The organism is Halorarius litoreus, from assembly GCF_024362405.1.
Taxonomy (GTDB): Archaea; Halobacteriota; Halobacteria; order Halobacteriales; family Haloarculaceae; genus Halorarius; species Halorarius litoreus.
On record NZ_CP101454.1, the window covers coordinates 2,732,302 to 2,755,701 of the forward strand.

At 67.8% G+C, this 23,400-nt stretch carries 32 protein-coding genes; 20 read left to right on the top strand and 12 right to left on the bottom strand.

The annotated features are described in order from the left end of the window. Positions 1 to 37: 37 nt before the first annotated feature. Positions 38 to 1,456 carry a sodium-dependent transporter gene (locus NL126_RS14305; RefSeq protein WP_255195558.1) on the top strand — a complete coding sequence of 473 codons (1,419 nt, stop codon included), beginning with the start codon at positions 38 to 40 and terminating at the stop codon, positions 1,454 to 1,456. 103 nt (positions 1,457 to 1,559) lie between these two features. Beyond that, positions 1,560 to 1,739, top strand: a complete 180-nt coding sequence (locus NL126_RS14310) for a DUF8106 domain-containing protein (RefSeq protein WP_255195559.1) — start codon at positions 1,560 to 1,562, stop codon at positions 1,737 to 1,739. Here NL126_RS14310 and NL126_RS14315 read toward each other — a convergent pair. Beyond that, on the bottom strand, positions 1,736 to 2,590 hold the full coding sequence (locus tag NL126_RS14315; RefSeq protein WP_255195560.1) for an eIF2B alpha/beta/delta subunit family protein: 855 nt from the start codon (positions 2,588 to 2,590) through the stop codon (positions 1,736 to 1,738). The genes NL126_RS14310 and NL126_RS14315 overlap by 4 nt on opposite strands. Positions 2,591 to 2,665: 75 nt before the next feature. On the opposite strand from NL126_RS14315, the gene NL126_RS14320 reads away from it, so the two are divergent. Together NL126_RS14320 and NL126_RS14325 are read left to right on the top strand one after the other, a co-directional pair. After that, positions 2,666 to 2,962 (top strand): DUF7969 family protein, encoded by a 297-nt coding sequence (locus tag NL126_RS14320; protein WP_255195561.1) that lies wholly within the window; start codon positions 2,666 to 2,668, stop codon positions 2,960 to 2,962. Between the two features lie 100 nt (positions 2,963 to 3,062). After that, the gene (locus NL126_RS14325) at positions 3,063 to 3,221 is read left to right on the top strand and encodes a DUF7563 family protein (protein WP_255195562.1); all 159 of its coding nucleotides are present in this window, start codon (positions 3,063 to 3,065) and stop codon (positions 3,219 to 3,221) included. A gap of 120 nt (positions 3,222 to 3,341) precedes the next feature. Here the strand turns inward: NL126_RS14325 and NL126_RS14330 are convergent, their stop codons facing one another. The 4 genes from NL126_RS14330 to NL126_RS14345 form a co-directional block, all read right to left on the bottom strand. After that, on the bottom strand, positions 3,342 to 4,805 hold the full coding sequence (locus NL126_RS14330) for an RtcB family protein (RefSeq protein WP_255195563.1): 1,464 nt from the start codon (positions 4,803 to 4,805) through the stop codon (positions 3,342 to 3,344). A gap of 58 nt (positions 4,806 to 4,863) precedes the next feature. Beyond that, positions 4,864 to 5,883, bottom strand: a complete 1,020-nt coding sequence (locus NL126_RS14335) for a DoxX family protein (RefSeq protein ID WP_255195564.1) — start codon at positions 5,881 to 5,883, stop codon at positions 4,864 to 4,866. A 63-nt stretch (positions 5,884 to 5,946) separates the two neighbouring features. Beyond that, positions 5,947 to 6,357, bottom strand: a complete 411-nt coding sequence (locus tag NL126_RS14340) for an archease (RefSeq protein ID WP_255195565.1) — start codon at positions 6,355 to 6,357, stop codon at positions 5,947 to 5,949. Then, the gene (locus tag NL126_RS14345; RefSeq protein WP_255195566.1) at positions 6,350 to 7,414 is read right to left on the bottom strand and encodes a DUF502 domain-containing protein; all 1,065 of its coding nucleotides are present in this window, start codon (positions 7,412 to 7,414) and stop codon (positions 6,350 to 6,352) included. Before NL126_RS14345 ends, NL126_RS14340 begins: the two co-directional genes overlap by 8 nt. A 110-nt stretch (positions 7,415 to 7,524) precedes the next feature. On the opposite strand from NL126_RS14345, the gene NL126_RS14350 reads away from it, so the two are divergent. The 4 genes from NL126_RS14350 to NL126_RS14365 all read left to right on the top strand — a co-directional run bounded on the left by NL126_RS14350 (position 7,525) and on the right by NL126_RS14365 (position 10,782). Then, positions 7,525 to 8,007 carry a GNAT family N-acetyltransferase gene (locus NL126_RS14350; RefSeq protein ID WP_255195567.1) on the top strand — a complete coding sequence of 161 codons (483 nt, stop codon included), beginning with the start codon at positions 7,525 to 7,527 and terminating at the stop codon, positions 8,005 to 8,007. Between the two features lie 64 nt (positions 8,008 to 8,071). Beyond that, on the top strand, positions 8,072 to 9,256 hold the full coding sequence (priS, locus tag NL126_RS14355; protein WP_255195568.1) for a DNA primase small subunit PriS: 1,185 nt from the start codon (positions 8,072 to 8,074) through the stop codon (positions 9,254 to 9,256). Further along, on the top strand, positions 9,253 to 10,197 hold the full coding sequence (locus tag NL126_RS14360; protein ID WP_255195569.1) for a hypothetical protein: 945 nt from the start codon (positions 9,253 to 9,255) through the stop codon (positions 10,195 to 10,197). The genes priS and NL126_RS14360 overlap by 4 nt, the downstream gene beginning before the upstream one ends. 36 nt (positions 10,198 to 10,233) lie before the next feature. Continuing rightward, the gene (locus NL126_RS14365; RefSeq protein ID WP_255195570.1) at positions 10,234 to 10,782 is read left to right on the top strand and encodes a hypothetical protein; all 549 of its coding nucleotides are present in this window, start codon (positions 10,234 to 10,236) and stop codon (positions 10,780 to 10,782) included. Here NL126_RS14365 and NL126_RS14370 read toward each other — a convergent pair. After that, positions 10,779 to 11,309: a hypothetical protein gene (locus NL126_RS14370; protein ID WP_255195571.1), complete on the bottom strand. Its 531-nt coding sequence runs from the start codon at positions 11,307 to 11,309 to the stop codon at positions 10,779 to 10,781. The genes NL126_RS14365 and NL126_RS14370 overlap by 4 nt on opposite strands. A 51-nt stretch (positions 11,310 to 11,360) precedes the next feature. Here NL126_RS14370 and NL126_RS14375 point away from each other — a divergent pair, with 51 nt between their 5' ends. From NL126_RS14375 to NL126_RS14385, 3 genes are all read left to right on the top strand, one after another. Continuing rightward, positions 11,361 to 12,131 (top strand): methionyl-tRNA formyltransferase, encoded by a 771-nt coding sequence (locus NL126_RS14375; RefSeq protein WP_255195572.1) that lies wholly within the window; start codon positions 11,361 to 11,363, stop codon positions 12,129 to 12,131. A gap of 89 nt (positions 12,132 to 12,220) precedes the next feature. Beyond that, on the top strand, positions 12,221 to 13,114 hold the full coding sequence (locus NL126_RS14380; protein WP_255195573.1) for a bifunctional methylenetetrahydrofolate dehydrogenase/methenyltetrahydrofolate cyclohydrolase: 894 nt from the start codon (positions 12,221 to 12,223) through the stop codon (positions 13,112 to 13,114). Next, positions 13,115 to 13,609 carry an NUDIX hydrolase gene (locus NL126_RS14385; protein WP_255195574.1) on the top strand — a complete coding sequence of 165 codons (495 nt, stop codon included), beginning with the start codon at positions 13,115 to 13,117 and terminating at the stop codon, positions 13,607 to 13,609. A gap of 114 nt (positions 13,610 to 13,723) precedes the next feature. On the opposite strand, the gene NL126_RS14390 is transcribed toward NL126_RS14385, so the two are convergent. Both NL126_RS14390 and NL126_RS14395 read right to left on the bottom strand, forming a co-directional pair. Continuing rightward, the gene (locus NL126_RS14390; RefSeq protein ID WP_255195575.1) at positions 13,724 to 14,449 is read right to left on the bottom strand and encodes a DUF7117 family protein; all 726 of its coding nucleotides are present in this window, start codon (positions 14,447 to 14,449) and stop codon (positions 13,724 to 13,726) included. A gap of 75 nt (positions 14,450 to 14,524) precedes the next feature. Further along, the gene (locus NL126_RS14395; RefSeq protein WP_255195576.1) at positions 14,525 to 14,836 is read right to left on the bottom strand and encodes a hypothetical protein; all 312 of its coding nucleotides are present in this window, start codon (positions 14,834 to 14,836) and stop codon (positions 14,525 to 14,527) included. On the opposite strand from NL126_RS14395, the gene NL126_RS14400 reads away from it, so the two are divergent. From NL126_RS14400 to NL126_RS14410, 3 genes are read left to right on the top strand one after another with little or no spacing between them, the layout of a single operon-like run. Continuing rightward, the gene (locus NL126_RS14400; RefSeq protein ID WP_255198850.1) at positions 14,717 to 15,034 is read left to right on the top strand and encodes a DUF7528 family protein; all 318 of its coding nucleotides are present in this window, start codon (positions 14,717 to 14,719) and stop codon (positions 15,032 to 15,034) included. The genes NL126_RS14395 and NL126_RS14400 overlap by 120 nt on opposite strands. Positions 15,035 to 15,080: 46 nt before the next feature. Then, a complete protein-coding gene (locus tag NL126_RS14405) occupies positions 15,081 to 16,007 on the top strand; it encodes a DUF1028 domain-containing protein (RefSeq protein ID WP_255195577.1) in 927 nt (308 codons plus the stop codon). Between the two features lie 49 nt (positions 16,008 to 16,056). After that, positions 16,057 to 16,203, top strand: coding sequence for a DUF8555 family protein (locus NL126_RS14410; protein ID WP_255195578.1), 147 nt, complete (start codon positions 16,057 to 16,059; stop codon positions 16,201 to 16,203). Positions 16,204 to 16,442: 239 nt separating this feature from the next. Here NL126_RS14410 and NL126_RS14415 read toward each other — a convergent pair whose 3' ends face one another. After that, positions 16,443 to 16,715 (bottom strand): amphi-Trp domain-containing protein, encoded by a 273-nt coding sequence (locus tag NL126_RS14415; protein ID WP_255195579.1) that lies wholly within the window; start codon positions 16,713 to 16,715, stop codon positions 16,443 to 16,445. 218 nt (positions 16,716 to 16,933) lie between these two features. Here NL126_RS14415 and NL126_RS14420 point away from each other — a divergent pair, with 218 nt between their 5' ends. Together NL126_RS14420 and NL126_RS14425 are read left to right on the top strand one after the other, a co-directional pair. Continuing rightward, on the top strand, positions 16,934 to 17,212 hold the full coding sequence (locus tag NL126_RS14420) for a PadR family transcriptional regulator (protein WP_255195580.1): 279 nt from the start codon (positions 16,934 to 16,936) through the stop codon (positions 17,210 to 17,212). Positions 17,213 to 17,265: 53 nt separating this feature from the next. After that, the gene (locus tag NL126_RS14425) at positions 17,266 to 17,517 is read left to right on the top strand and encodes a hypothetical protein (protein WP_255195581.1); all 252 of its coding nucleotides are present in this window, start codon (positions 17,266 to 17,268) and stop codon (positions 17,515 to 17,517) included. 3 nt (positions 17,518 to 17,520) lie between these two features. On the opposite strand, the gene NL126_RS14430 is transcribed toward NL126_RS14425, so the two are convergent. After that, positions 17,521 to 18,696: an AI-2E family transporter gene (locus NL126_RS14430; RefSeq protein WP_255195582.1), complete on the bottom strand. Its 1,176-nt coding sequence runs from the start codon at positions 18,694 to 18,696 to the stop codon at positions 17,521 to 17,523. A 149-nt stretch (positions 18,697 to 18,845) separates the two neighbouring features. On the opposite strand from NL126_RS14430, the gene NL126_RS14435 reads away from it, so the two are divergent. From NL126_RS14435 to NL126_RS14445, 3 genes are all read left to right on the top strand, one after another. Next, a complete protein-coding gene (locus NL126_RS14435) occupies positions 18,846 to 20,093 on the top strand; it encodes an MgtC/SapB family protein (RefSeq protein ID WP_255195583.1) in 1,248 nt (415 codons plus the stop codon). 88 nt (positions 20,094 to 20,181) lie between these two features. Then, positions 20,182 to 21,519 (top strand): aminotransferase class III-fold pyridoxal phosphate-dependent enzyme, encoded by a 1,338-nt coding sequence (locus tag NL126_RS14440; RefSeq protein ID WP_255195584.1) that lies wholly within the window; start codon positions 20,182 to 20,184, stop codon positions 21,517 to 21,519. Positions 21,520 to 21,573: 54 nt separating this feature from the next. Next, the gene (locus NL126_RS14445) at positions 21,574 to 21,783 is read left to right on the top strand and encodes a hypothetical protein (RefSeq protein ID WP_255195585.1); all 210 of its coding nucleotides are present in this window, start codon (positions 21,574 to 21,576) and stop codon (positions 21,781 to 21,783) included. Between the two features lie 22 nt (positions 21,784 to 21,805). Here the strand turns inward: NL126_RS14445 and NL126_RS14450 are convergent, their stop codons facing one another. Beyond that, positions 21,806 to 22,129, bottom strand: a complete 324-nt coding sequence (locus NL126_RS14450) for a ribbon-helix-helix protein (protein WP_255195586.1) — start codon at positions 22,127 to 22,129, stop codon at positions 21,806 to 21,808. Between the two features lie 32 nt (positions 22,130 to 22,161). Continuing rightward, positions 22,162 to 22,335, bottom strand: coding sequence for a hypothetical protein (locus NL126_RS14455; RefSeq protein WP_255195587.1), 174 nt, complete (start codon positions 22,333 to 22,335; stop codon positions 22,162 to 22,164). 102 nt (positions 22,336 to 22,437) lie between these two features. On the opposite strand from NL126_RS14455, the gene NL126_RS14460 reads away from it, so the two are divergent. After that, the gene (locus tag NL126_RS14460; protein WP_255195588.1) at positions 22,438 to 23,391 is read left to right on the top strand and encodes a hypothetical protein; all 954 of its coding nucleotides are present in this window, start codon (positions 22,438 to 22,440) and stop codon (positions 23,389 to 23,391) included. Positions 23,392 to 23,400: the final 9 nt, after the last annotated feature.

Consider the following 23,400-nt stretch of genomic DNA (forward strand, 5'->3'; position numbering starts at 1 on the left):
GCCCCGTTTTATGCGGGACTCGGGTGCAACCACGTGTATGACTACCGAACGGTGGTCGTCACGGGTGGGCTTCCTGCTGGCGACCGTCGGCGCGGCCGTCGGCCTCGGGAACATCTGGCGCTTCTCCGCCGTCGTCGGGCAGAACGGCGGCGGGGCGTATCTGGTCCCCTACCTCGTCGCGGCGTTCGTCTGTGCCGTCCCGATGCTGCTCCTCGAACTCACCGTCGGCCGTCGACTCCGAACGGACGTCGTCTCGGCGTTCCGCTCCGTGCGAGCCGAGTACGCGGTACTGGGATGGGTCGTGGCCGGTGGCGTCCTGCTCATCCTGAGTTACTATCTCGTCCTCACGGGCTGGGTACTCGGCTTTCTCGTGTCGTGGCTCGCGGGGTCACAGACGACCTTCGGCCCGTTCACCGCGAGCTGGCTCCCAGTCGGCTACTTCGTCGCCGCGACGGCCCTGACGGGCGGCATCGTCTCGCTGGGCGTCCGGGGCGGCATCGAGCGCATGGCGACGGTGGTGATGCCGACCGTCTTCGTCGTCCTCGTCGCGCTCGCCGGCTACGCGCTCACGCTCCCCGGTTGGCAGGAGGCCGCGGGGTTCCTGTTCACCCCGCAGTTGTCGGTGCTGTCCGACCCTGGCATCTGGAGTGCCGCGTTCGGGCAGGTGTTCTTCTCGCTGTCGGTCGGGCAGGGAATCATGCTCACCTACGGCAGCTACGTCGACGAGGCGACGAACCTCGTCACGTCGTCGGTGCTGATTACCGTCACCGACATCGGGGCCGCCGTCGTCGCCGGGCTCGTCATCTTCCCCATCGTGTTCAGCTTCGGACTGCAGCCGACGCTCGGGACGGAACTGGCGTTCACGACGCTCCCGACGGCGTTCGCGGCCATGCCGTTCGGTCGCGTCGTCGCCGTTGCGTTCTTCGGCCTGCTCTTTTTCGCTGCGCTCTCGTCTGCCGTGTCGCTGCTCGAAGTCGGCGTGGCGGCCGCGACGAACAGCACGACCCTGTCTCGCGAACGAGCGACGCTGCTGCTCACCGCCGGCGTGTTCACCGCCGGGATTCCGTCCGCGCTCAGTTACAGTCCCGTCCGGCTGAGCCTCGCCGCCCGCCCGGTGCTGGACCTGATAGACGAGTCGGTCGGGGCGTTCGCGTTACCGGTGTCGGCGCTACTCATCGTCTTCGTGTTCGTCTGGGCAGCCGACGCCGTCGACCTCCGGCGCGACCTCGGGGTGTTCGACCCCCTCGTTCGGTACCTCGTTCCGGGCGTCCTCGTCGTCGTGACGGCCGCGAAAGCCGTGGGAATCGCTCGCCCGACCTGGCGACTGCTCGTCGACCACGCTCGCGATGGCGACATCGGCCTGGTCGTCGCGGGCGGCGTTCTCGTCGTCCTCGCCGGTATCGGATGGCTGCTCAGGAATCGGGGGCTGGTGTCGATGGAGCGACAGCGGCGGTGAGGTGCCGCACCGACACGTCTCCGCCGCGTCGGCTGGGCCACGGATAAATGACCCGGCAGAAGGGGCCGTGGACGCTATCCATCTCCCCTGTCTACGGGGGTGTATGAGTCGAAGCGCGACCCCCACTGGCAGCCCGCCTCGCCGAAAGGCCACACTGTTCTGTTCGGTGTGTGGCCACGAGAGCGGCTACGGCGGGGACTGGATACGCCGGGACGAGACGCTCGTCTGCCCGGACTGCGGTTCAGTCGTCGTCTCCCAGCCGGCGTTCGGCGTCCCAGCCTAGGGCTGACTGGTCCCCTCGTCGGTGACGACGTTGTCGACGAGGTGGATGGGTGTGGCGTCGTACGCCGGGTTCACGACGTCGAACCCTTCCGCGGGCTCACGCATCACTTCGCTCGGGCTGCGGAACTCGTTTTCGAACGCGAAGCCGCCGCGCTCGATGATCTTCGAGGACGAGCCGACGACGTGGACTGGGACGGCGAGGTCGTTCGCCGTCGCGGCGATGGGGAACGTCCCGATGCGGTTGTAGTAGGTGTCGTCGACGATGCAGGTCATCCCGAACGCCACGAGGTCACAGTCGTCGAGGACGTGCCCGACCGCGGCGTCGACCAGGAGCGTCGGCTCGACGCGGTCGATACCGGCGAGCGTCCGGACGGCCTTCCGCCCGAGGTAGCGGGGGCGCGCCTCCGTCACGTAGACGTCGAGGTGTGCGCCGTCGCGGGCGGCGAGTTCGATGGCCTCCAGCAGCGTCGAGGAGTAGTCGTGCGTCAGGAGGGTCGTGCCGTCGGTGAGCAGGTCCGCGGCGTTCTCCGCGGCCTTCCGCTTGCCCGTCTCGACGGCCTCGACCACCTCGTCGATGGTCTCGGCGGTGCGCTGTTTGGCGGCCTCGACGTCGTCGAGGTCGGCACCGTCGACGGCCGCCACGATGTCGTTCTGTGTCGTGTGCAGCGAGGCGTGCGACGGGTTCGCCCGCTTCAGTGCGTTCGAGTTGCGTTCGAGGTCGCGGACGTACTCCTCGACCGTGGGGTACTCACGGTCGAGCAGCTCGCGCAGCGCCCCGGCGGCCTTCACCGCGACGACCGACGAGGAGTGGGTCTGCATCTCCTCGATCTCGGCGACGGTCTCGTTTATCATACCGGGAGGACTCCGGGAGGCGGCAAAGACCTTCTGGGTCGGTGCGGTAAAGCGGCTGCCGTCCGTACGGGACGCATGGTCGCCGTCACCTACCACTGTCCGCGGTGTGGGTCGCTCGCGGAACTCGACCGCGACGCGTACCTCGCGGACAAGTGTGTCACCCCTCATCCGCTCGACGGCTGGGAGTACGCCTCGCCGTGGGAGGCGTACGAGGACGCCGAGGGCGTCGAAATAGTCTGTGGCGCGTCGGAGACCCGGGACGAAGGCTGTGGCGAACCCTACTACCTCTCGTTCGTACAGTTCGATGCCGGCGAAGAGCGCCAGCCCCACACGTCGGTCACCGACGCGACCTTCGACTTTCTGCGGCGCTGATTCGAAACCGTGAACGTACACGAACGTTCAGGTGAAACCGCAAGACGGTGGTCGGGTCGAGACGGAACCCATATTAACCGAGCGTCGAACATGCAACGATATGGCCCGCTGTCTCAACTGTGAGTCCTACGTGTCCGAACAGTACGTGAAGGTGTTCGCCCCGGACGGCTACGAGAGCGTCCGCGTCTGCCCCCACTGTGAGGACAAGATGCGCGACGGGAACGGCGTCCGTGAGGCGCGCGCGCCTCGCCAGCAGTAAGTTCGATTCACCGCTACGCATCGTCGTTCTCCCGAGCACCTCCCTCACGAGAGTCGTCGGTAGCGCCACGGCTCGGGAGGTCCCCGCTCGATGTCGCGAAAATGCGTCGTGTGCGGGCAGTCAGCCCTTGATGTTGCAGACGGGGAACGTCCGCGCCACCTTGTCACCGATGCCGAGCGCGTCCGAGACGCGGACCACCTCGTCGATGTCCTTGTAGACGCCGGGGGCCTCCTCGGCGATGGTCGCGCCCGACTGCGCCTTGACGTACACCTTCTGGGTGTCACGGAGGTCGTCGCGGACGTCCTCGCCCCAGAACTCCTTCTTCGCCTGCGTCCGGCTCATGAGCCGACCAGCGCCGTGGGCCGTCGACCCGAACGTCTCCTGCATCGAGTTCTCGCCGCCGCGGAGGACGTACGACCCCGCGCCCATCGAGCCGGGGATGATGACCGGCTGTCCCGTCTCCCGATACGCCTTCGGGACTTCGGGACGACCTGCCGGAAACGCCCGCGTCGCGCCTTTCCGGTGGACGTACAGTTCACGCTCCTCGCCGTCGACGTCGTGGACCTCCTTCTTCGCGATGTTGTGCGCCACGTCGTACAGCAGTTCCATCTCCATCGACTCCCACGGGCGGTCGAACACGTCTTCGAACACGTGGCGGGTCTCGTGCATGATGAGCTGGCGATTCACCCACGCGAAGTTGATGGCCGCACACATCGCGCCGTAGTACTCCTCGGCGAGCTGTGAGCCGGCGGGCGCGGCTGCGAGCTCCTTGTCCGGCAGCTGCGACAGGAGCCCCGAGTGTGCCTGCTCGATCTTTCGGAGATAGTCGTTGCACGTCTGGTGACCCAGGCCACGCGAGCCACAGTGGATGAGCACGACGATCTGGTCCTGCTCGAGCCCGTAGGCCCCTGCGACCTCGTCGTCGAACGTGTCCGTGACCCGCTGGACTTCGAGGAAGTGGTTGCCCGAGCCGAGGCTCCCCAGCTGGTTTCGACCACGGTCCTTCGCCTTCTTCGAGATGGCGGACGGGTCCGCGTCGGGTCTGTAACCCTCGTCCTCGCAGTGTTCGAGGTCGGCCTGGGTCGCCCATCCCTCCTCCAGTGCCCAGTCCATCCCGCGTTCGAGCACGGCCTCGACGGTCGCCTGGTCGCCCTCGACGACCCCGCCACCGCCGAGCCCCGACGGGATGGCCTCGAACAGGGCGTTCACGAGTTCCTCCTCGTGGCCCTGGACGTCCTCGTAGGTGAGATTTGTTTTCATCATTCTCACGCCGCAATTAATGTCGTAACCGACCGCTCCGGGCGAGATACAGCCGGTTTCGGTGTCGATGCCCGCCACGCCACCCACGGGGAAGCCGTACCCCTGGTGACCGTCGGGCATACAGAGCGCGTACTTCTGGATGCCGGGGAGGTGCGTCGTGTTCTGGAGCTGTTCGAGCGTCTTGTCGTCTGCGATCTCCTCTAAGAGGGTGCGACTGGCGAGCACCCTAGCTGGAACGCGCATGTCGCTGGACTGGGGAATCTCCCAGACGTAGTCGCGGACGCGATGGAGGGTGACGTCGCCCGCCTCGAAGGTCTCGGTCATACTCATCCTCGGCTACGGGCGCCGGAATAGCTTTCGCTCGTAGTGTCGGCCGACCGTCTCAGTCGGCGGGCGTCGGAGCCGCCCGGTCGGCTGCCCGGCGTGCACCGAGCCAGCGGTCGAGCGACAGCGGCCCGCCGCCGAGGGTGAACACGGCCGACGAGAGGCCGAACAGCGAGACGTGTGCGAGCACCGGGTCGTCGGGCAGGCCGAACAGCGTCGTCGTGAGGACGACGAACGCCAGCGCCGCGCTCGCGCGGGTGAACAGCCCGGCGACGAGTGCGAGCCCGAGCCCGATCTCGACCAGGCCTGCCCCGAGCACCCAGACGCCGGGGTCGACCGGGACGACCGCCGTGAGGTCGTACTTCGCGACGACCTGGAGGGCGCGAGCGGGGTCGAGCAGCTTCTCGACGAGCCCGAGATAGACGAACGTCGCGCCGAGGCCGACGCGGAGGACGGTCGGCACCAGTCGGGCGTACGGGTCGATGCGCTCGCGTGCGACCGTGGCGAGCCCGCGGATGGGGTCGACACGGCTGTAGAGCGTGCCGGGCGTCTCGGCGACCCGCGCGAGCAACTCGTCGGCGCTGGGCGTTCCTCCGCCGAGCAGTGCGATGGCGACGAACGCGAGGGGGTACTCGAGCGCCAGCAGCATCGCGGGATCCACGGCCAGTCCAACGACCCAGAGCACGAGCCCCGCGATCGCCACTGTGCGGGTGGCGAGGCCGACGAGCAGGAGGAACCCGACGGCGACGAGCAGCGGTTTCGTGCCCGGGAGGATGACGTTCGGCGAGAAGTAGTAGCCGGCGAACCCCGCGCCGAGCGTCGGGAGGCCGACGGCGAGCCGGAGCATCCACGGCACCAGCTCGCGGTAGCCGTCGAGCGTCACGCGCAGTACCTCGAAATCTCGAACCGTCGGTGCGACGCGGAGCCACGTCACCACTCCCAGGAGGACGACCAGCCCACCCCCGACGAACAGGGCGGCGTTGGTCGGCTCCGAGAGCGTTGCGAGCAGGAACTGGACGGCCTCCGCCGCAGCTGTCGGCGGGTCCGTGACGTAGTCGACGTGCAGGGGCCAGCGCATGAGCGACGTAGTGAGGGAAGACGGGTACCGGTTTCGACGGTTCCCGGCAGTTGGGGCGACGTATCAGACGTCGAAGACTACGTACGCCTCCCAGCCCTCGGAGGTCTCCTCGACGCGCATCTCGGAGTAGGTGACGGCCTTCACCTCGCGGGCGACCACCGCGTCGAGCGGGACGGCCTGCGCGGAGCCTTCTAGCACCCACTCGCCGTCGCCCTCGACGCGGGCCTCGTGGGCGGCCGGCAGGACGTTGCGGACGTCGCGCTCGTAGATGAGGTCGTCGAGGTACTCGAACAGGAGTGCCTCGCGCGACTCGGCACGAACGGTGACGGGGAACCGCTCCCCCGTGTCGGGGACGGACTCACACATCGCGGCGGTGAGGCCGTCGGCGACCGCGGCGAACGTCTCGCCGAGGTCGTCGCCGTGGGCTTCGACCGCCACGTCGGCGGTGTGTTCCTTGAGTTCGAAGCTACGCATCGTCGGCCCTGCCTGCCTGCTCGGCGGGGGTCCCCGAGGTCGGTTCACGAGTCTGTTCGTCGCGTCCGGAGGCTTCGGCGGGTGTCGTCTCGGTCGTGCCGCGGTCGTCGGCGTCCCGGCTCGCTCGTTCAGCCGGGGTCGGCCCGGTCGCCGCGGGGTCGCCGTCCTCTCGCTCGCGGTCGGCGATCTTCTGTGCCGTGTCCGAGTGCTCGGGGGCGACGTTGTCCACGTACTCCTCGATGCGGTCGTCGGGGACCTTAGGGTCACCGCGGCGGACGTCGGGCGACTCGTCGTCCGGTGACACCTGCTGGTCGACGCGCTCGATCTGACCGAGCTCGCGCATCTCGCTCGCCGAGAGGCCACGGAGTTCGGCGTCGTCCTCACCGATGGCGACGCCGGAGGTGACTATCGAGCGGATCCCCTGCTCGACGGTCATGTCTACGTCGAAGACCCGGTCCTTCGAGACGTGGATGACGAACCCACCCATGACGGGGTTCGGCGCCATCGGCATGAACAGCGTCACCATGTCGTCGTGGCCGGTGCCGTCCTCGATGACGCCAGGGGTCTCCGCGGTCTTGAACGCGACCGTGTACGACCCGTCGCCCGGATACTCGACGAGTTTCACCTCCTGGAAGCTGTCCGTATCCGAGTCGAGGAGGATCTCGGACATCTCGTTGAACGAGGTGTACACCGAGCCGACGCCGGGGATGGCCTCCATCACGTCGTCGAAGCTCCGGCCGACACGGTCGCCGCGTGAGGAGAACTCCGCGACGAAGCCGAGACAGAAGACGACGGCGAGGAACGTCAGGACCGTGACGCCCTCGATGAGGAGCTCTTCGGTGCTCTGTGCGACGAACGGGCTGCTCTGTATCGCCCCCGTGATGGGGTCGAGTCGGGTCGAGATGAAGTTGAGGACGAACCCGAGGATGAGCAGCGTCACAGCGAGCGGGAGGATGATGGCCGTCCCGGTGATCATCGACCGGCGAACCAGCTCCTTCGGCCCACGCGGCCGGCGTGGCTCGGAGCTGTCGGCCTCGAGTTCCTCGGGCGTTACCATGTGTCAGCTGTCTCGGGGCCGCCGTGAAAGCGTTGCGGCCGCTCGGTATCGCGTGCAGGCAGTCCCATGGGCGTAGGAACTATATTCGCCGACTCGCTACAAGTGCGGTAGTGAGTGTCAACATCGAACTGCGCGTCGTCGGGCGGGGGGACGACACCCTCGTCGACGAGGCGTGGGAGCTCAAAGAGCGCATCCGGCGTGAGGAAGGGGTGTTGCGCCAGCGCCGCGGCTTCTTCACCGATGCCTACCGTCGGTCGACGGTGTACGCGCTCGTCGAGCGCGGTGTCGAGGACACCCTGGTGGGCTTTGCCGCCACCCGCCGCGACGGCTATATCCTGTTTCTCGCGGTCGCTCCCGAGTACCGTGGCGAGGGGTTCGGCCGCCGGCTCGTCGCGGAGGTCGCCGACAACTACAGCAGCGTCACCTGCCACGCCCGCACCACCAACGAGAACGCGCTGGAGTTCTATCGCGAGGTCGGCTTCCAGATTCAGCGTCGGGTCGACAACTACTACGAGGACCGCGGCGACGCCTACTACCTCCGGCTGGGCGAGGACTCGCTGAAGGAGAAGCTCTCGCGGTTCATGGGTCGCTGACGGCTGCAGTCGCCTGAGCGGAAGAACACACTTTTGGCCTCGACCACCGTCGCTTCCGAGAGCTATGGACGAGCGGACCCGCGAGTACCTGAAGGGCCGGTTCGGCGACCACTACCGCCGGAGCGACATCGAGGGGCCGCCCGCCGCGAACGAGCGCGAGTGGGGGCACATCCCCTTCACCGCGGGGTCGGGCACGACGATGGTGCGTCACCAGTCGTGGCTCGACGTCGCGGGCGGCGCGTCGCTCTCGGACTTCCTCGCTCGCGAGAAACCCCGCCACGTCTACTTCTCCGCGGGGCGGTACCGCAACCCCGGAGCGGGCCGCATGAGTCAGAAGGGGTGGCGCGCCTCCGACCTGGTGTTCGACCTCGACGCCGACCACCTGCCCGGCGTCGACCCCGAGGAGGACTCCTACGCGACGATGCTCGACACCTGCAAGGACGCCCTCCTCCGACTGCTCGACTTCCTAGAGGGGGATTTCGGCTTCGAGGACCTCACGGTCGTCTTCTCCGGGGGTCGCGGCTACCACGTCCACGTCCGCGACGAGGGCGTCCTCGACCTCGACCGCGAGCAGCGCAGCGAGATCGTCGAGTACGTCGCCGGCCCGGACATCGAGTTCGCGGACGTGATCCGCACCGAGGCGGTCGGTGGGATGGGCCTGAAGAATCCCACGCAGAAGCGCACCCTGCCCACCGACGGCGGCTGGGGCGCGCGCACCCACCGGCACCTGATGGAACTCGTCGACGAGGTGCGCGACCTCCCCGAGGACGAGGCCATCGCACGGCTCCGCGAGTTCCCGCGCATCGGCGAGGGGAAAGCCGCTGCGGCGTACCGTGCGGCGACCGAGAACTACGACCAGCTCGCGGCCGGCAACGTCGATGTTCATCCGGCGGTCGTCAGCATCGCCAAACTCCTCTTCGAGCGCACGCTGGAGGAGGACTACGCGCCCATCGACGAGCCCGTCACCACCGACATCAACCGGCTGATTCGGCTGCCCGGGAGCCTCCACGGGGGGTCCGGGCTCGTGGTGACGCCCGTCGCCCGCGACGACCTGGCCGACTTCGAGCCGCTGGTCGACGCGGTCCCCGAGACGTTCAGCGACCACGAGATCGCGATAAAAGTGACCGACGGCGGCCTCGTCGAGTTCGAGGGCGAAGCCTTTACTATCCCGGAGGGTCACCGTAAGGTCCGTGAAGCGCTCGGCGTGTTCCTGATGGCACGCGGCCGGGCGGAGAAGGCTACAGAATGAATCTGGACGAACTCCAAAGCGTACAGAGCCGGGAACGGCAGGCGAGCAGCCTGCAGAACCTGCGCTCCTCCTTCTATCAGGACGCAGGTGAGTTCATCCAGCAGCTGACACGCGAACGCGACCGCGCCGCCGAACGCGCGGACGACCCCTTCTCCTCTCCCGAAGTCCGTCGCCTCTCCGACGACATCCAGACCGCGAAACAGACCGTCGAAGCCATCTACGAACGCCGCGTCGGCAAGGTGGTCAAGATGGCCTCCATCGCCGCCGCGGACATGCCGACCGACGACGAGGGCCTCACCGACGAGGAGGCCCAGCTGTTCGACACGCTCGTCGCCCGCATCAAGGAGAACCGCGGGCACGTCCTCGACGAGGTGCTCGAAGGCGAGGGCTCTGACCTCTCGTGTGCCCGGGACGTCGGTGCCGTCGACACGGCCACAGAGTCGGACCCGGAGCCGGCGTCGGAACCGGCATCGGTGTCGGAACCGGCGCCCGAACCCAACGCCGCGGCGGAACTCGGGCTCGACCCGACACCGGAGTCCGCCAGCGAACCAGGCGAACCGGTCAACGCGGCTGATATGATGGGAACCGGTGACGACTCCGAACCGGGACCAGCCACCGACGCGCCGTCAGAGGCGCCCCCGGCGAGCGAGGCCACCGCGGCCGCGGAGCGAACGGAAGTTCCCCCGGAGGCGCCGCCCGCTGGGGCAGCCCGTGAGTCCGAGTCCGAGCCCGAACCCGAGCCGACGACCGACGAGTCGGCAGATTCGGGCGCCGGGCAGCGCTCGGTCGAGCGGACGACCGTCCACGTCTTGCAGGACGTCGGCGAGATCTTCGGCGTCGACGAGCGGACGTACGAACTCTCCTCGGACGAGGTCGTGACGCTGCCGTCGGCGAACGCGGAGCCGCTCGTCGAGCGGGAAGCTGCGAAGCGGCTGGAGTAGACGGGGGCTTATCGCGGGGCGCGTCGAGACAGTACCGTGAAGTGGACACGCCGGACGGTCCTCGCGGCGGTCGCGCTCACCGCCGGATGTACGTCGCCGACGGGCGACGTCGAGTCCCCTGCGAGCGCCACGCGCACGACCGACACAGGTTCAGGTACGACGACCGCGAACCCTGCCTCCATGTCACCCAGCGAGTCGACGCCGTCATTCCAGGAACTCGACCTCCGGGAGGCCAACGTCGTCGACGTCGAGTGGTCCGGCAGTTCGGGAGCGGTGCGGTTCGACGTGACCCTCTACCACGACGATGACGGCGAGGACGGCTACGCGAACTGGTGGCAGGTCGAGATGCTCGACGGCCAACAGCTGGGTCGTCGGGAACTGCTCCACGCGCACAGTACCGCGCCGTTCACCCGGTCGGAAACCATCGAGATACCCGACGGCGTGCCCTGTGTCGTCGTCCGCGGCCACGACCAGACCCACGGCTACGGCGGCCAGGCGATGCTCGTCACCCTCGAGTCCGGCGCGACGAAAGCGGTCGACCAGGGTCCCGAGACGCAGTCGTTCACTGTCGGGGACTGTCCCTAGCGACGGGCGAGCCGCCCGGTCGCAACCCACCGTTCGTACGCCTCGCCGAGCCCGCGTCGGTCGCGCAGCCGGAGCAGCGAGTGCGGGAAGCCAGCGGGAAGCATCACGTCGAGCGTGCGGAGTGGCTCGTCCTCCAGCGCACCGTCCTCACGTCGTTCGATGCGGAGCGGGTCGAACTCGCGGCCGAACGCGGGAGCGTGGCCCGCCTGATGGACCCGGACGACCGTCGGGGCGTTCGGACAGAGGTAGACGTCGTTGCCGCGGGTGTAGCCACGCATGCAGTCGGTCTCCCACCACGTCACCAACCCCTCGCGAAGCGAGCCGTGTTCGGGGAGGTGGCCGTCGCCGTCGCCGACGTGGACGTGGTACCCCCGGAGGTAGTCGTACCAGTTCCGCTCGTGTTCGACGACGAGCGGGTCGTCGCTGGTGCCGTCGTCCGGCACCTCGCCGACGCGGGTCACGACAGCGTTCCACCCGGCGACGACCACGAGCGCGACGCTCGCGGCGGCGAGTTGGAGGGCGCGCATGGCTGGCCGTGCGACCGAACGGTTTGAGTATCTTGTGTCGAACCATCGGTCGTGCGCACGCTGCTCGTCACGAGCGAGGAACCGCTGTACCTCCCGCGGTACCTCGAACCGGTCGTCAGCGAGCACGCCGCCAGCATCGAGGCCGTCGTCGTCGCCCCCCTCCCCCGTTCGACCCGCGAGCAGGTCCGCCGGCAGTACCGCATGTTCGGGCCCCTGGCCTTCGTCCGGATGGGGGCGCGATTCGTCGCGGGGCGGCTCGCCGACGTTCTCTCGGGCGGGCGCCCGGTCGGGGGCCGGTATCACTCGGTCGCGTCGCTGGCGCGCGCCCACGACGTGCCGGTGTGGCACGCGCCCGACGTCTCCGCCCCGACGTTCGTCGATCGCGTGCGTGCGGCCGACCCGGACCTCCTGCTGTCTGTGGTCGCAGGGCAGAAACTCGGCCCCGATCTCCTCGCTGTCCCCGACGACGCGGTGAACCTCCACGGGTCGCTCCTCCCGAAGTACCGGGGGCGGGCGACCGCCTTCTGGCCGCTCTACTACGGCGACGACGTAACCGGGGTCACCGCCCACCGACTGACCGACGAGTGGGACGCCGGCCCCATCGTCGAGCGGCGCCGCGTCCAGATCGCGGACGAGGAGACCGTCCACTCGCTGTACCTGAAACTCGCCGACTGCGGTGGCCGGCTCGCGTGCGACCTGCTCGACCGCTACCCGTGTGCGCTCGAGACGGAGCCGAACGAGACCACCGACGGCGACTACCACTCGCTACCGACCCCAGCACAGCGTCGTGCGTTCCTCGACCGCGGTGGCCGGTTCGCCTAGCCACGTTCGTGGATAGTTCAGCGAAAAACGACCGCCAATTGAGCACGGATTCGTGGGGTTGATTAGCCGTGGCCGCCCACGCCTCACCAATGACCGAGGTCATCGACGGCAACGCCGTCGCCCAGACGATTCGTGACTCGCTCGGCGGCGCAATCGACACGCTCGACGACGCGGGCGTCACGCCGGGGCTCGCGACCGTCCTGATGAGCGACGACCCCGCGAGCGAGACGTACGTCTCGATGAAACAGCGCGACTGTGAGGAGGTCGGTATCAACGGGATTCACGTCGAGCTCGACACCCACGCCCCCGCACAGGAGCTGTACGACACCATCGACGACCTCAACGCGGACCCGGACGTCAACGGCATCCTCGTCCAGATGCCGGTCGTCGACCAGGTCGACACGCGCCGCGTCCTCCGGAGCGTCGCACCCGAGAAGGACGTCGACGGCTTCCACCCCGAGAACGTCGGGCGGATGGTCGCCGGCAACGCGCGGTTCAAACCCTGCACCCCCCACGGCATCCAGAAGTTGCTCGAACACTCCGGCGTGGAGACCGAGGGCGCCGAGGCCGTCGTCGTGGGTCGCTCGGACATCGTCGGCAAGCCGATGGCGAACCTGCTCATCCAGAAGGCGCCGCTCGGCAACGCGACCACGACGGTCTGTCACTCCCGGACGAAGGACCTCGCCGCACACACCCGCAACGCGGACATCGTCATCGCCGCCGCTGGCGTTCCCGAACTCGTCGACGGCTCGATGCTCAAGGAGGGTGCGACCGTCATCGACGTGGGGGTCAACCGGGTCGACGCCGACACGGAGAAGGGGTACGAACTCGTCGGCGACGTCGAGTACGAGAGCGCGAAGGAGGTCGCCGGCAAAATCACGCCCGTCCCGGGGGGCGTCGGGCCGATGACCCGCGCGATGCTGCTGTGGAACACGGTCAAGGCGGCGAGCGAACAGACCGGCGTCGCGGTCGACCTCGACTGAGTGACGCCGGAAGACCTCGTCGCCGCGTGGGACGGTCCGGTCGCTCGCTTCAGCGAGACCATCGCGCTCTCTGCCGAGGAGTGGGCGGAGGGCCGCGACCGCGATGACCTCGCCCGGTGGGGCGTCGGCGCCGCCGTCCAGGACGACGACGGCCGACTCCTGCTCGTCCGCCAGCGTGACCAGTGGATGCTCCCGGGTGGGATGCTGGAACCCGACGAGACGCACGCGGCGGGTGCCGCGAGAGAAGTCGAGGAGGAGACCGGCATCCCCGTCGAGATCACGGGGCTCGGCGCGGTCGTCGAACAGACCTTCTCGAACCCGGCAGGCGAGACGTTCGAGTTCGCGTTCGCCGCGTTCACCGCGACGCCCGAGCACACCGAGCTTGCAGACGACCCCGGACTCGACGACGAGGCCATCGAGGCCGCCGCGTGGCACGCGCGGCTCCCCGACGACACGTTCCAGCGCGAGATGGTCGAGACCGTCACCGACGGCTGAGGTTCAAGTAGGAAGGGGCGGCCAGCGGCCCCATGCACTGACGAGTCGCCGTCGGCAGGCCGAGGCTGGAGTGTGGTGAGCTGCCGACGGTGGGGTCCCGAAGCCGCCTGTTCGCTACGACGTTCTACCGAGTCTGTCGAGCCGGTCGCGTGCGGAGGCCAGCGCGCTCTCGTCGTCGGCGAGGAGATACTGCTCGAGGTCACGGACCACGCCCACGAGCTGTTCGCTCTCCGTCGTGGGGACGTCGCCCTGCAACGCCTGCACCCGCTTGAGATGCTCGCCGAGCGTGCCGAGCGGCTCGCGGACCAGTGGGTCCGGTTCGGCGTCGAGGTACGCCCGGAGGTCCGACCGGTAGGCATCGACCGCCTTCGCGTAGGCGAGTCCCCGCGAGTCGCGAAGGCTGTCGGGGACATCGTCGACGGCGGGGCGCTCACCGTGGTCCGCGCCGCGCAACAGCGAGAGGAAGTAGAACTCCTCGTCGTCGGTCACGCGGGCGGCCCGACCCACGATGTCGGCGACGACCTGTAGCTCCAGCGCCGCGAGGTAGGTGTCGTCGAGCGGCTGGAGTTCGCCGGCGTCGACGAAGCCGTGCTGGCGGGTGAACGGCCGCGTCTCGCTCACGGCCCGTTCGGCGACCTCTCGGAGCGTCTCGCCGTCCTCCAGCGCGTTCCGCGCGGGTGTGAGGTCGAGCGTCGCCGTCGAGGCGGTGTGGAGCTTCCGATCGTCGTCGACGCCCACCGAGCGCATGCTGCCACAGTTGGGACACTCGACGCTTCCCGTCTCGTAGTACGACCAGCGCTCGCCACACGACTGGCACTCGCGGGTGCCCCGGACCTTCATGTTTCTCTCTCGGGAGCGCGGCGACAAAACCGTCCGGGTTGCCGGCGACAGGTCGACCTGCACGACCGGCAGGCTTTATCCACGGGGCACCACTACAGACGACTGCGATGTCGTCATCCGCATCCTCGAACGAGGATAGAGTAAGTCGCCGCGAGGCGGCTGGTCGAGAAATTCTCCCCCGATAGCACGGTCACCGTCGACCGCGGGGAACTGGTACTGCACGTCGGCAGCAAGTCGTACGTTCTGGAGCGCGAGGAGGCCGCCCAGCTGCGGGACGCCCTCGGCGACGCGCTGACGCGACGAGACGAGTTCGTCTACACCACGGGTGAACACCGCGAGGACGGCAGTTACGTCGTCGCGCGGCGGGGGGCCGACTCCGCCGGTCACCGCAAAGTGTTCGAGTCGTTCGCGCAGGTCGACCGGCTGTACGAGCGCCTGCCCGAGGCGTTCACGGCCGAACACGTCGGCCGGACGGGACTCACCGGTGGTCGCCGCCACATGGTGGTGCGCCACTTCGTCGAACATCCGGCGTTCGACTGCGAGCTGGTGTCCAGACAGCCGCTCACCGTCCGCAAGCGCGGTTAGTCGCTCGCCGCGGTACGTTTTTGCTCGGTCCGCCGGTGGGATAGGTATGCAGCCACGACCGAGTACGTTCTCCATCGTCGCCCGCGACCCCGAGACGCGCGCCATCGGCATCGCGGTCCAGTCGAAGTTCGTCAGCGTCGGCAGCGTCGTCCCGTTCGTCGCCGCCGACGCGGGCGCCATCGCTACGCAGTCGTTCGCCAACGTCAGCTACGGTCCTGATGGACTGGACCTGCTTCGCCGTGGCCACGACGCCCAGTCGGTCGTCGACACGCTCACCGCGGGCGACGCCGAGGCCGCCTCACGACAGGTCGGCATCGTCGGCCGCGATGGGAGCGTCGGCACGTTCACCGGCGACGACTGCTTCGAGGTCGCGGGCGATATCCAGGGGGAGAACTACACCGTCCAGGGGAACATCCTCGAGAACGAGGAAACGCTCACCGCCATGGCCGACACGTTCGAAGCCACTGACGGTGGGCTCCCCGAGAAGTTCATCGCCGCGCTCCACGCCGGCAACGACGCGGGCGGCGATTCGCGCGGCGAGCAGTCGGCCGCGCTGTACGTCGCCAAGCCTGAAGGCGGCTATGACGGGCGGAACGACCGCTGGGTCGATGTCCGCGTCGACGACCACGAGCATCCAATCGACGAACTGGAGCGCGTGTTCAAGATCTACGACGTGACCTTACTCGCGCGCGAGTCGCCTGAAGAGACGCGTGAGTTGACGGGTGAGACGGCCGAGGCCGTCACGACGGTGCTCGCGGACCTCGGATTCTACGACGGGACGCCCGGCGAGACGTTCGACGATGGCGCGCGCGAGGCGCTGGAGGACTTCCGAGGGGTGAACAACTTCGAGAACCACGACCTCGAACTGCTGGAGGACGCGCTGGCCCGCGGCTGGAACGAGGCGTCCGGCGAGGGGGTCGACCGCGTGACCGACGCCATCTGGCACGGGCTCTCCCGGCTCGACCGGCTGTAGAATCGCCCCCTCGCGGGGGTTTTTGACGCACGCGGCCGAACACCACGGTATGCGTGACGAAGCGGAGATCCGCGAGCAGTACGAGTTCCTCAAAGAGCAGCTCGACAGCGAGGAGATGAAACACGAGGGCGTCAGGCAGATGTTCACCTACTACAAGCGCGCGCTCGGCTGGGTGCTCGAGGAGGAGTACATCTGAACGGTCGTTCGGCGTCCGGCGGTTTCCGCTGGCGGTATCTTTAAGTAAAACGGTCACATTGCCTCAGGTGACGCTTCGCTTTGGAGGGCCGAAGCGTCAGCGGGGACCAATTCAGGGCGGCAAGCGTCCGGCCGGTTTTTCCCCGGCCGGATCGCTTTCCACTCGTTGACTACACCACCGAGCAGCCGCTCTCGGATACCGTGTGTCGAAAAAACTTCGAGCAGCGGCGTTCAGCGCAGTTACTCGATGCTGAGGTCGCCACCGTCGTCGCCACCGTTCTCGTCCCACTCCATCTCGAACTCGATGGAGAGCTCGGAGCCGGACTTGCCGGTCTCGCGTTCGACCTTCACCTCGAACTCGGGACGGGCTGGCACGTCGACGGTGTAGGATGCCTCGCCCGACGAGAGCGAGATGGCGTCGCCGGCATCCAGGTTGTCGGCGACGGTGCGCAGCAGGTCGGCGATCTCGGCGCGGCTCATCCGCCGTTCGGATTCGAACAGGACTTCTTCCATATCCCGCCTACGTGCTTGGGATAAATACCCGTATCGGTCACGACATGTGTATGATAGGTACCCCGGAGTGAACGGGGGCTGATGTTGGACGTTCGTCGCCATATTCCGGCGGGTAGTCGCTTCGGCTGTCGGTTTGTGGTCGACCTGGGTTGATGGGTCTCGATGATTGTAACCCGGCCGATATATTTATTCCGTAGGCAGGCAACCACCTAGCAAGGATGTACGATCTCACTGGGTTCCAGCGCGACCTGATGTACGTCATCGCCGGCCGGGAAGAGCCCCACGGGCTCGCCATCAAAGACGAACTCGAAGAGTACTACGAGAAGGAAATCCACCACGGGCGACTCTACCCGAACCTGGACACGCTCGTCTCGAAGGGGCTCGTCGACAAGGGCGAACGCGACCGCCGGACGAACTACTACACGCTCACTCGCCGCGGCCGTCGTGAAATCGAAGCCCGCCGCGAGTGGGAGAACCAGTACGTCGACCTCGAGTAGCGTGCCCGAGTCCTGTGCGGCCACGTCACCACGAACGGTGACCACTTGGTGCGGTGCGTAGGGTGGTCTCGCGGACGACAATCGCCGTCGCCGGACTCGCCATCAGTCTCGCGATCAGCGTCGGCATCTATCTCCTCACCGACTCGCTGTTCGTCTTCTTGTTCGTGCCGTTCGTTCCGCTTCTGCTGGGCCGCGGCCGCGAACCGTCCGTGCGTCGCTGTCCGGTCTGCGGCTACGAGACCACCGACCACGCGTACGAGTACTGTCCACGCGACGGCACGGCGCTCGAACGGAGCCGCGAGTAGTCGTCAGTCGTCGGTTAGGTGGCCGCTCGCCGACTCCTCGCTGGAGGACGTGGACTCCGGTGGCCCCTCCATCTCCATCGGTAGCTCCGTGATGGTCGCCGGGTCGACCGCGAACGGCTTGATCTCGGTGCCCTCGATGAGCTCCGGCAGGACGAGCCGGACGAAGTGGACGACGAACACGAGGATGATGGGGCCCAGAAAGATGCCGTACCAGCCGAACAGCAGTGGACCGAAGATGTACGCGAACATCACCATCCCGACGTGGAGGTTCCGGCCCGAGACGTACGGTCGAAGGATGAGGTCCGGGATGGTGTCGACGACGACGAACGAGAGCGCGGCGAACGCGACGGGAAACCAGTAGACGGGTTCCGCCGAGAGGTACTCCGCGGCGAACAGGTAGATGCCGACGGGGAAGTAGACGAGCTTCATCCCGACGACCGGGATGAGCGAGGCGGCGCCCGCGAGCAGGCCGACGAGTGCCGGATACGGGATCGCCGAGCCTGCTGGCGCGAAGAAGTTCAGCACGGAGTAGACGATGGCGCCGATCGCGGCGGTGAAGATGGCGTTGAGGATGTTGCCCGAGAACACCTTGTAGAGATCGCGGTCGACCGCCCGACCGTACGCTACCAGGACGCCCTGACTGTCGGCGAACTGGCCCTGTGCCCATCGTGAGAGTCGCGGGCCATCCCGCAGCAGATAGAACGCGATGGCGAACATGACGAACGCGTGGAGCAGGCCGTTGCCGATGAAGCCGCCGTACACGAGCGCGGAGTCCGCGACGCCCTGGAGCGTGTCGACGAGGTTCGGGTCGTCGAGGAGGCCGCTGGGGTTCTCGACGATCTTCGAGACGTCGACGTACGGGCCGAGCGCCGACTCGAACGGCCCGAGCTCGACACGGGTCGCGGCCCGGCCGAACTCCTGGAGGCCGATGGCGATGGCGTACGCCAGCAGCACGAGGACGGGGAGCGCGACCGCGAACAGCGCCGCCGCGGCCGCGAGCGAGGCGGGCCGGATGCGCCGCTTGAACCGCTTGTACACCGGACGGGTCGCGTAGTAGAGGAACACCGCGAACACGAGTGTCCCGACGAACGAGTAGGCGACGAACAGGAGGGTGGCCGCGAGCACGGCCCCGACCGTCCACCAGACGGCTCGCCCCCGGTTCACGTCGCTCAGTCGCATACACGGACGTGGTTCCCCCCTATGATAAACCCCGTCCCGGTTTCGGTCGCCGCCGGCATCGGGTGGCCAGCGTGGCTGTCGCGTCTGCCGGAGTCGTGGCCGGTGGAACCGGGAGAGCTATTATATTCGTGGTCGGTGACTGTTCCCGAGTGAACGGGAGCGTCCTCAACGAACAGGTCGTTCGGCTGGTGCTGGCTGCAGCCCTCGGGCTCTTTCTCGGCCTCGAACGCGAGTGGTCGGATAAGGCGGCAGGCATTCGGACGCTGTCACTGACGAGCCTTCTCGGTGCCGTGTTCGTCGTCGTCGGGAGCGAACCGCTGCTGGTGGTCGGCGGGATCCTCGTCGTCGTGCAGGGTGCGCTGCTGTCCGGTCGCGGCCTCCTCGTCGAAGAAGAGGGGCTGTCGCTGACGACGGGCGTGTCGATGCTCGTCGCCTACGGCGTCGGTGCGCTCGTCGCGTCTGGATTCGTCATCGAGGGTGTCACCGTCGCGGTCGTCTCCTCGCTCCTGCTCGTGCTCAAACGCGAGCTCCATACCGTCGCCCACGGGCTCTCCCGCGAGGAGGTCCGGTCCGCGAGCGAGTTCGCGGTCCTCGCGTTCGTCGTCTTCCCGATACTGCCCGCCGAGCCGATTGCGCTGACGTTCGCCGGGCTCGAACTGTCCGTCGAACTGCGGGTCGTCTGGCTGATGGTCGTCACCGTCGCGGCCATCGGCATCGCCAACTACGCCATCGTGAAGACCTACGGCGGCCGCGGGGTCGCAATCACGGGGTTCTTCGGCGGGCTAGCCTCCTCGACGGCCGTCGTGGGGACGATGCTCGACCACGTCCGTCAGCGGCCTGCGGCGGTCTCCTACGCCGTCGCCGCGGTGCTGTTGGCGAACGCCGCGATGGCGACCCGGAACCTCGCCATCGCGCTGGCGTTCACCGTCGAGACCGGGGCGTTGCTCCAGGTCGTACTGCCGCTCGGCACCGTCGTCGTCGGAAGCGTCGTCGTCGCGTTGCTGGCCGCCGACTGGCGCGAGCGGGTCGACATCGAGCTCGAGACGCCGTTCCGGCTCCGGTACGCGCTCGGCTTCGGCGGAGTGTTCCTGCTCATCGTGGTCGCGGGGGGTGTCGCACAGGGGCAGTTCGGCACGCTCGGGCTGTACGTGACGGCGGCGGTCGCCGGACTCGTCTCCTCGGCGGGCGCGACCACCTCGGTGGTTCTCCTCTACCGGAGCGGCGCCATCGCGGGAGAAGTCGCGTCGGTCGCCATCCTGCTGGCGACGGCCGCGAGCATCGCGGTGAAGGTCGGGCTGACCACCGTCGCCTCGAACCGCGAGTTCACGCTCCGGGTCGCCGGCTACAGCGCCGGCCTGCTGGTGCTCGCGGGGGCGACTGCCGTGCTCTCGGTGTAGCCGAGTCGGCGAAGCGAACGGGCGCGGGTGAGTAACTTTTGCCACAACCATCGGTGTTCTTAACATACGCGTTTGCGTACGCCGGTTCATGGACCGAGAGACGGTCGAGCCGTCGGTCGGGACGCTCCCCGGACCGAAGGCGACCGAACGAGTCGACTACCACGCCGAGTTCGCCGCCCCCAGTACCTACGTCTACGGCTTCGTCTGGGACATTCTCGAGGACGCGACCGGGCCGTTCTGCACGGACGCCGACGGGAACGTGCTCATGGACTTCACGAGCCACGTCGGTGCTGCCCCGCTCGGCTACAACAACCCGCAACTCCGCGAGCGACTGGCCGAGTTCGAGCTCGTCGACCCGCTCAAGATCGCCGGCCAGGACTTCTACACCACGGCTGGCGACCCCACCGATCCGGAGTTCCCTGGGCCCGCAGAGCTGATGGACAAGCTGACGCAGGTGTCCAGCCAGTACGGCATGGACACGGTGTTCCTCTCGAACTCCGGGGCGGAGGCCGTCGAGAACGCGATGAAGATCTGTTACGACGACACCGGGGGGAAGTACGCCATCACGTTCGACGGCGCGTTCCACGGTCGTACCCTCGGGGCGCTCTCGCTCAACCGCTCGAAGGAGATCTACCGCCGGAAGTTCCCCGAGATTCCCTCCATTCACGACGTGCCGTTCTGTGACGACCGGACCTGTGAGCCGTCGACCTGCTCGTGTGGCTTCTTCGCGGGCGGCGTCTCCCAGCTCCGAAAGATGCTTGACCCCCAGCGCGGCTGGGTGAACGCCGACGAGGTGGCGTTCCTCATCATGGAGCCGATTCAGGGCGAAGGCGGCTACCGGTTCCCGAGTGCCGCGTTCATGGCGGAGGTCGCCGAGCTGTGTGACCGCCACGATATCCTGCTCGTCGCCGACGAGATACAGTCGGGGATGGGCCGCACCGGCGAGTTCTGGGCGTCGGACCACTACCCCATCGAGCCGGACATCATCACCGCCGCGAAGGGTGCGCGCGTCGGCGCGACCATCGCGAACGAGGACGTGTTCCCTGGTGAGAAGTCGCGACTCTCCTCGACGTGGGGTGCGGGCGACCTCGTCGCCTCGATGCAGGGGGCGCTCACCATCGACCTGATTCACGAGGAGGGGCTGCTGGCGAACGCGACCGCCCGCGGCGAGCAGGCGAAACGCACCCTTCGGGAGGCGTCGCTCTCGGCCGTCGAGGACGTCAGGGGCACGGGACTGATGCTCGCCGTCGAGTTCGACACCAGAGAGCGGCGCAACGCCGTGATGGACGCCGCCTTCCAGCGTGGACTGTTGACGCTCGGCTGCGGCCACAAGACGCTCCGGCTGCTGCCGCCGCTCGACGTGACCGAACGCGAGATTTATCTGGGGTGTGACCTGCTGGCCGAGGCCGTCGACGCCGTCGCCTGAGTCCGCTGCTTCCGCAGGGAAGCTTTACCTTCTTGGCGCGTGTTATCACAGCACATGTCCTCGGACGCAGATGGGCGCGGCGCAGTCGCCGGCAGTCGGTACACGCTCACCGAGCGGAACACGTTCGGCTTCCTCCCCGGCCCCATGACGGGCGTCTCCTGCCCCTCGTGTTTCAAAGACCAGCTCCTCCGTGACATCATCACCGAGGGGACGTGCAAACACTGCGGCGCGTCGCTGGAGCTGACGCTCTCAGTCACGGATTAGAACTGACGCTCTCGGTCGCAGATTAGAACTGGTAGCGGCGGTCGTCGTCGAGGTCCGGATACTGGTTCTGTCCGGTCATCTCGGCGTACGTCATCCCCGAGAGGTACTCGTCGTAGGTGCAGTCGTACGTCGACCGGAGGTGGAAGTCGAGGTTGCCGGTCTCGACCGCGCGCTGGAACAGCTCGTGGACCGCGCGGCGGACGAGTTCGTCGGGATCGTCGGGGTCGTACGCCGAGACGAGCAGCGCGAGTTCGTTGCGCGTCTCACGGTCGAGCGACACGTCGAGTTCCTCCCCGAGGTCGCTGTACGCATCGGTTACGTCCGTGTTGAGGTGGTCGAGGGTCATGGGAGAGCCTCGGGGTGACGTGGGGATACGGTTTACGGCTCGGGTGCCGTTCGCGGCGCCAGATAGTAGCGGTTCACGAGCCACAGCGTGCCGCCCACGACCAGCAGGAGGAGGCCGAGCGGGAGCCATAGCCAGCCGAACAGCGCGACGACGAGGGGGACCACGAGCAGGAGGAGGCCGGCGAGCGCGAGGGTGCGGGGATTCACGCCGGAGTCGTCGTGACCCGGCGGCAAAACGCTTTCCCGGTGCCTACAGCGGCCGTTTGACCTACTGGAAGACATTTACCGGAGTGCTGACACCCCTCTCCCATGCCCGCTACGCGCAGAGCGTTCGTCCTCGCCGCCGCGACCGGTCTCGCCGGCTGCACGGCGATGCCCGACGACAACACCCAGTCCCCTCCCGGCAGCCAGTCGACGGATACCGACGAGTCGTCTCCTGCCCAGAGCACGCCGGACGGCTGCACCATGGGTTACCACGTTACCGTCGAGGCGTTCGCGCCCGTGGCGGACCTCCCGATGACCGTCGAGGGTCCCGAGCGTGACCTCGTCGCGGCGGCCGTCGCGGAGGGCGATGCGGGCTACGAGACGTACGGGCAGTCCCCGCTTCGCGACGGCGTCGTCGCCCACGAGGGGGCCTACTACTGGCTCACCGTCACCGAGGCCGGCACCGAGACGGTCCCCGCGTACCTGTTCGACATCTCGTGGGAGAACGGCCGCACGGCGCCCGACGACGCGACGCTGTACGCCTACGAGGACCTCCCCGCGAATGACCGCGAGGCCATCCGGTTCCTCGTCCCCGACGGCGAGGGCGACGAGCTGGGAGGGCATCCCACACAGAGCTTCAGCGGCCGCGAACGTCCGGTTCCGTACCCCGACGGTGGCGACGAGTCGACGTTGCTCCCGGCCGACAACGTCTGGGTACGTTACGACGGCCGGGAGTACCGGGTCACGACCGGCTCGCGAACGACGACCGACCTGCATCGCTATCGGTACACCGCAGACCAGGTCGCCGAGAGCGACGCCGACCTCCGTGCGTGGGCGACCGAGCGGTACGTCGTGGACCTCTCGCTCTCCGAGACGCAGCGCGACCTGCTCGACCGCGCGAGTGGCGACTACTACGAGGAGTGTGCGCCGGCGTCGGACGCGCTCGAAGGGATCCAGGAACAACTCTCCGACGACGTGGCGCTTTCGCACGGCGGTGGCTGGTACGTCGCCGTCGACGACACCCGGCACCGTCTCGAGATTCTGCAGTGGGTCGAGTGAGAGAACGCC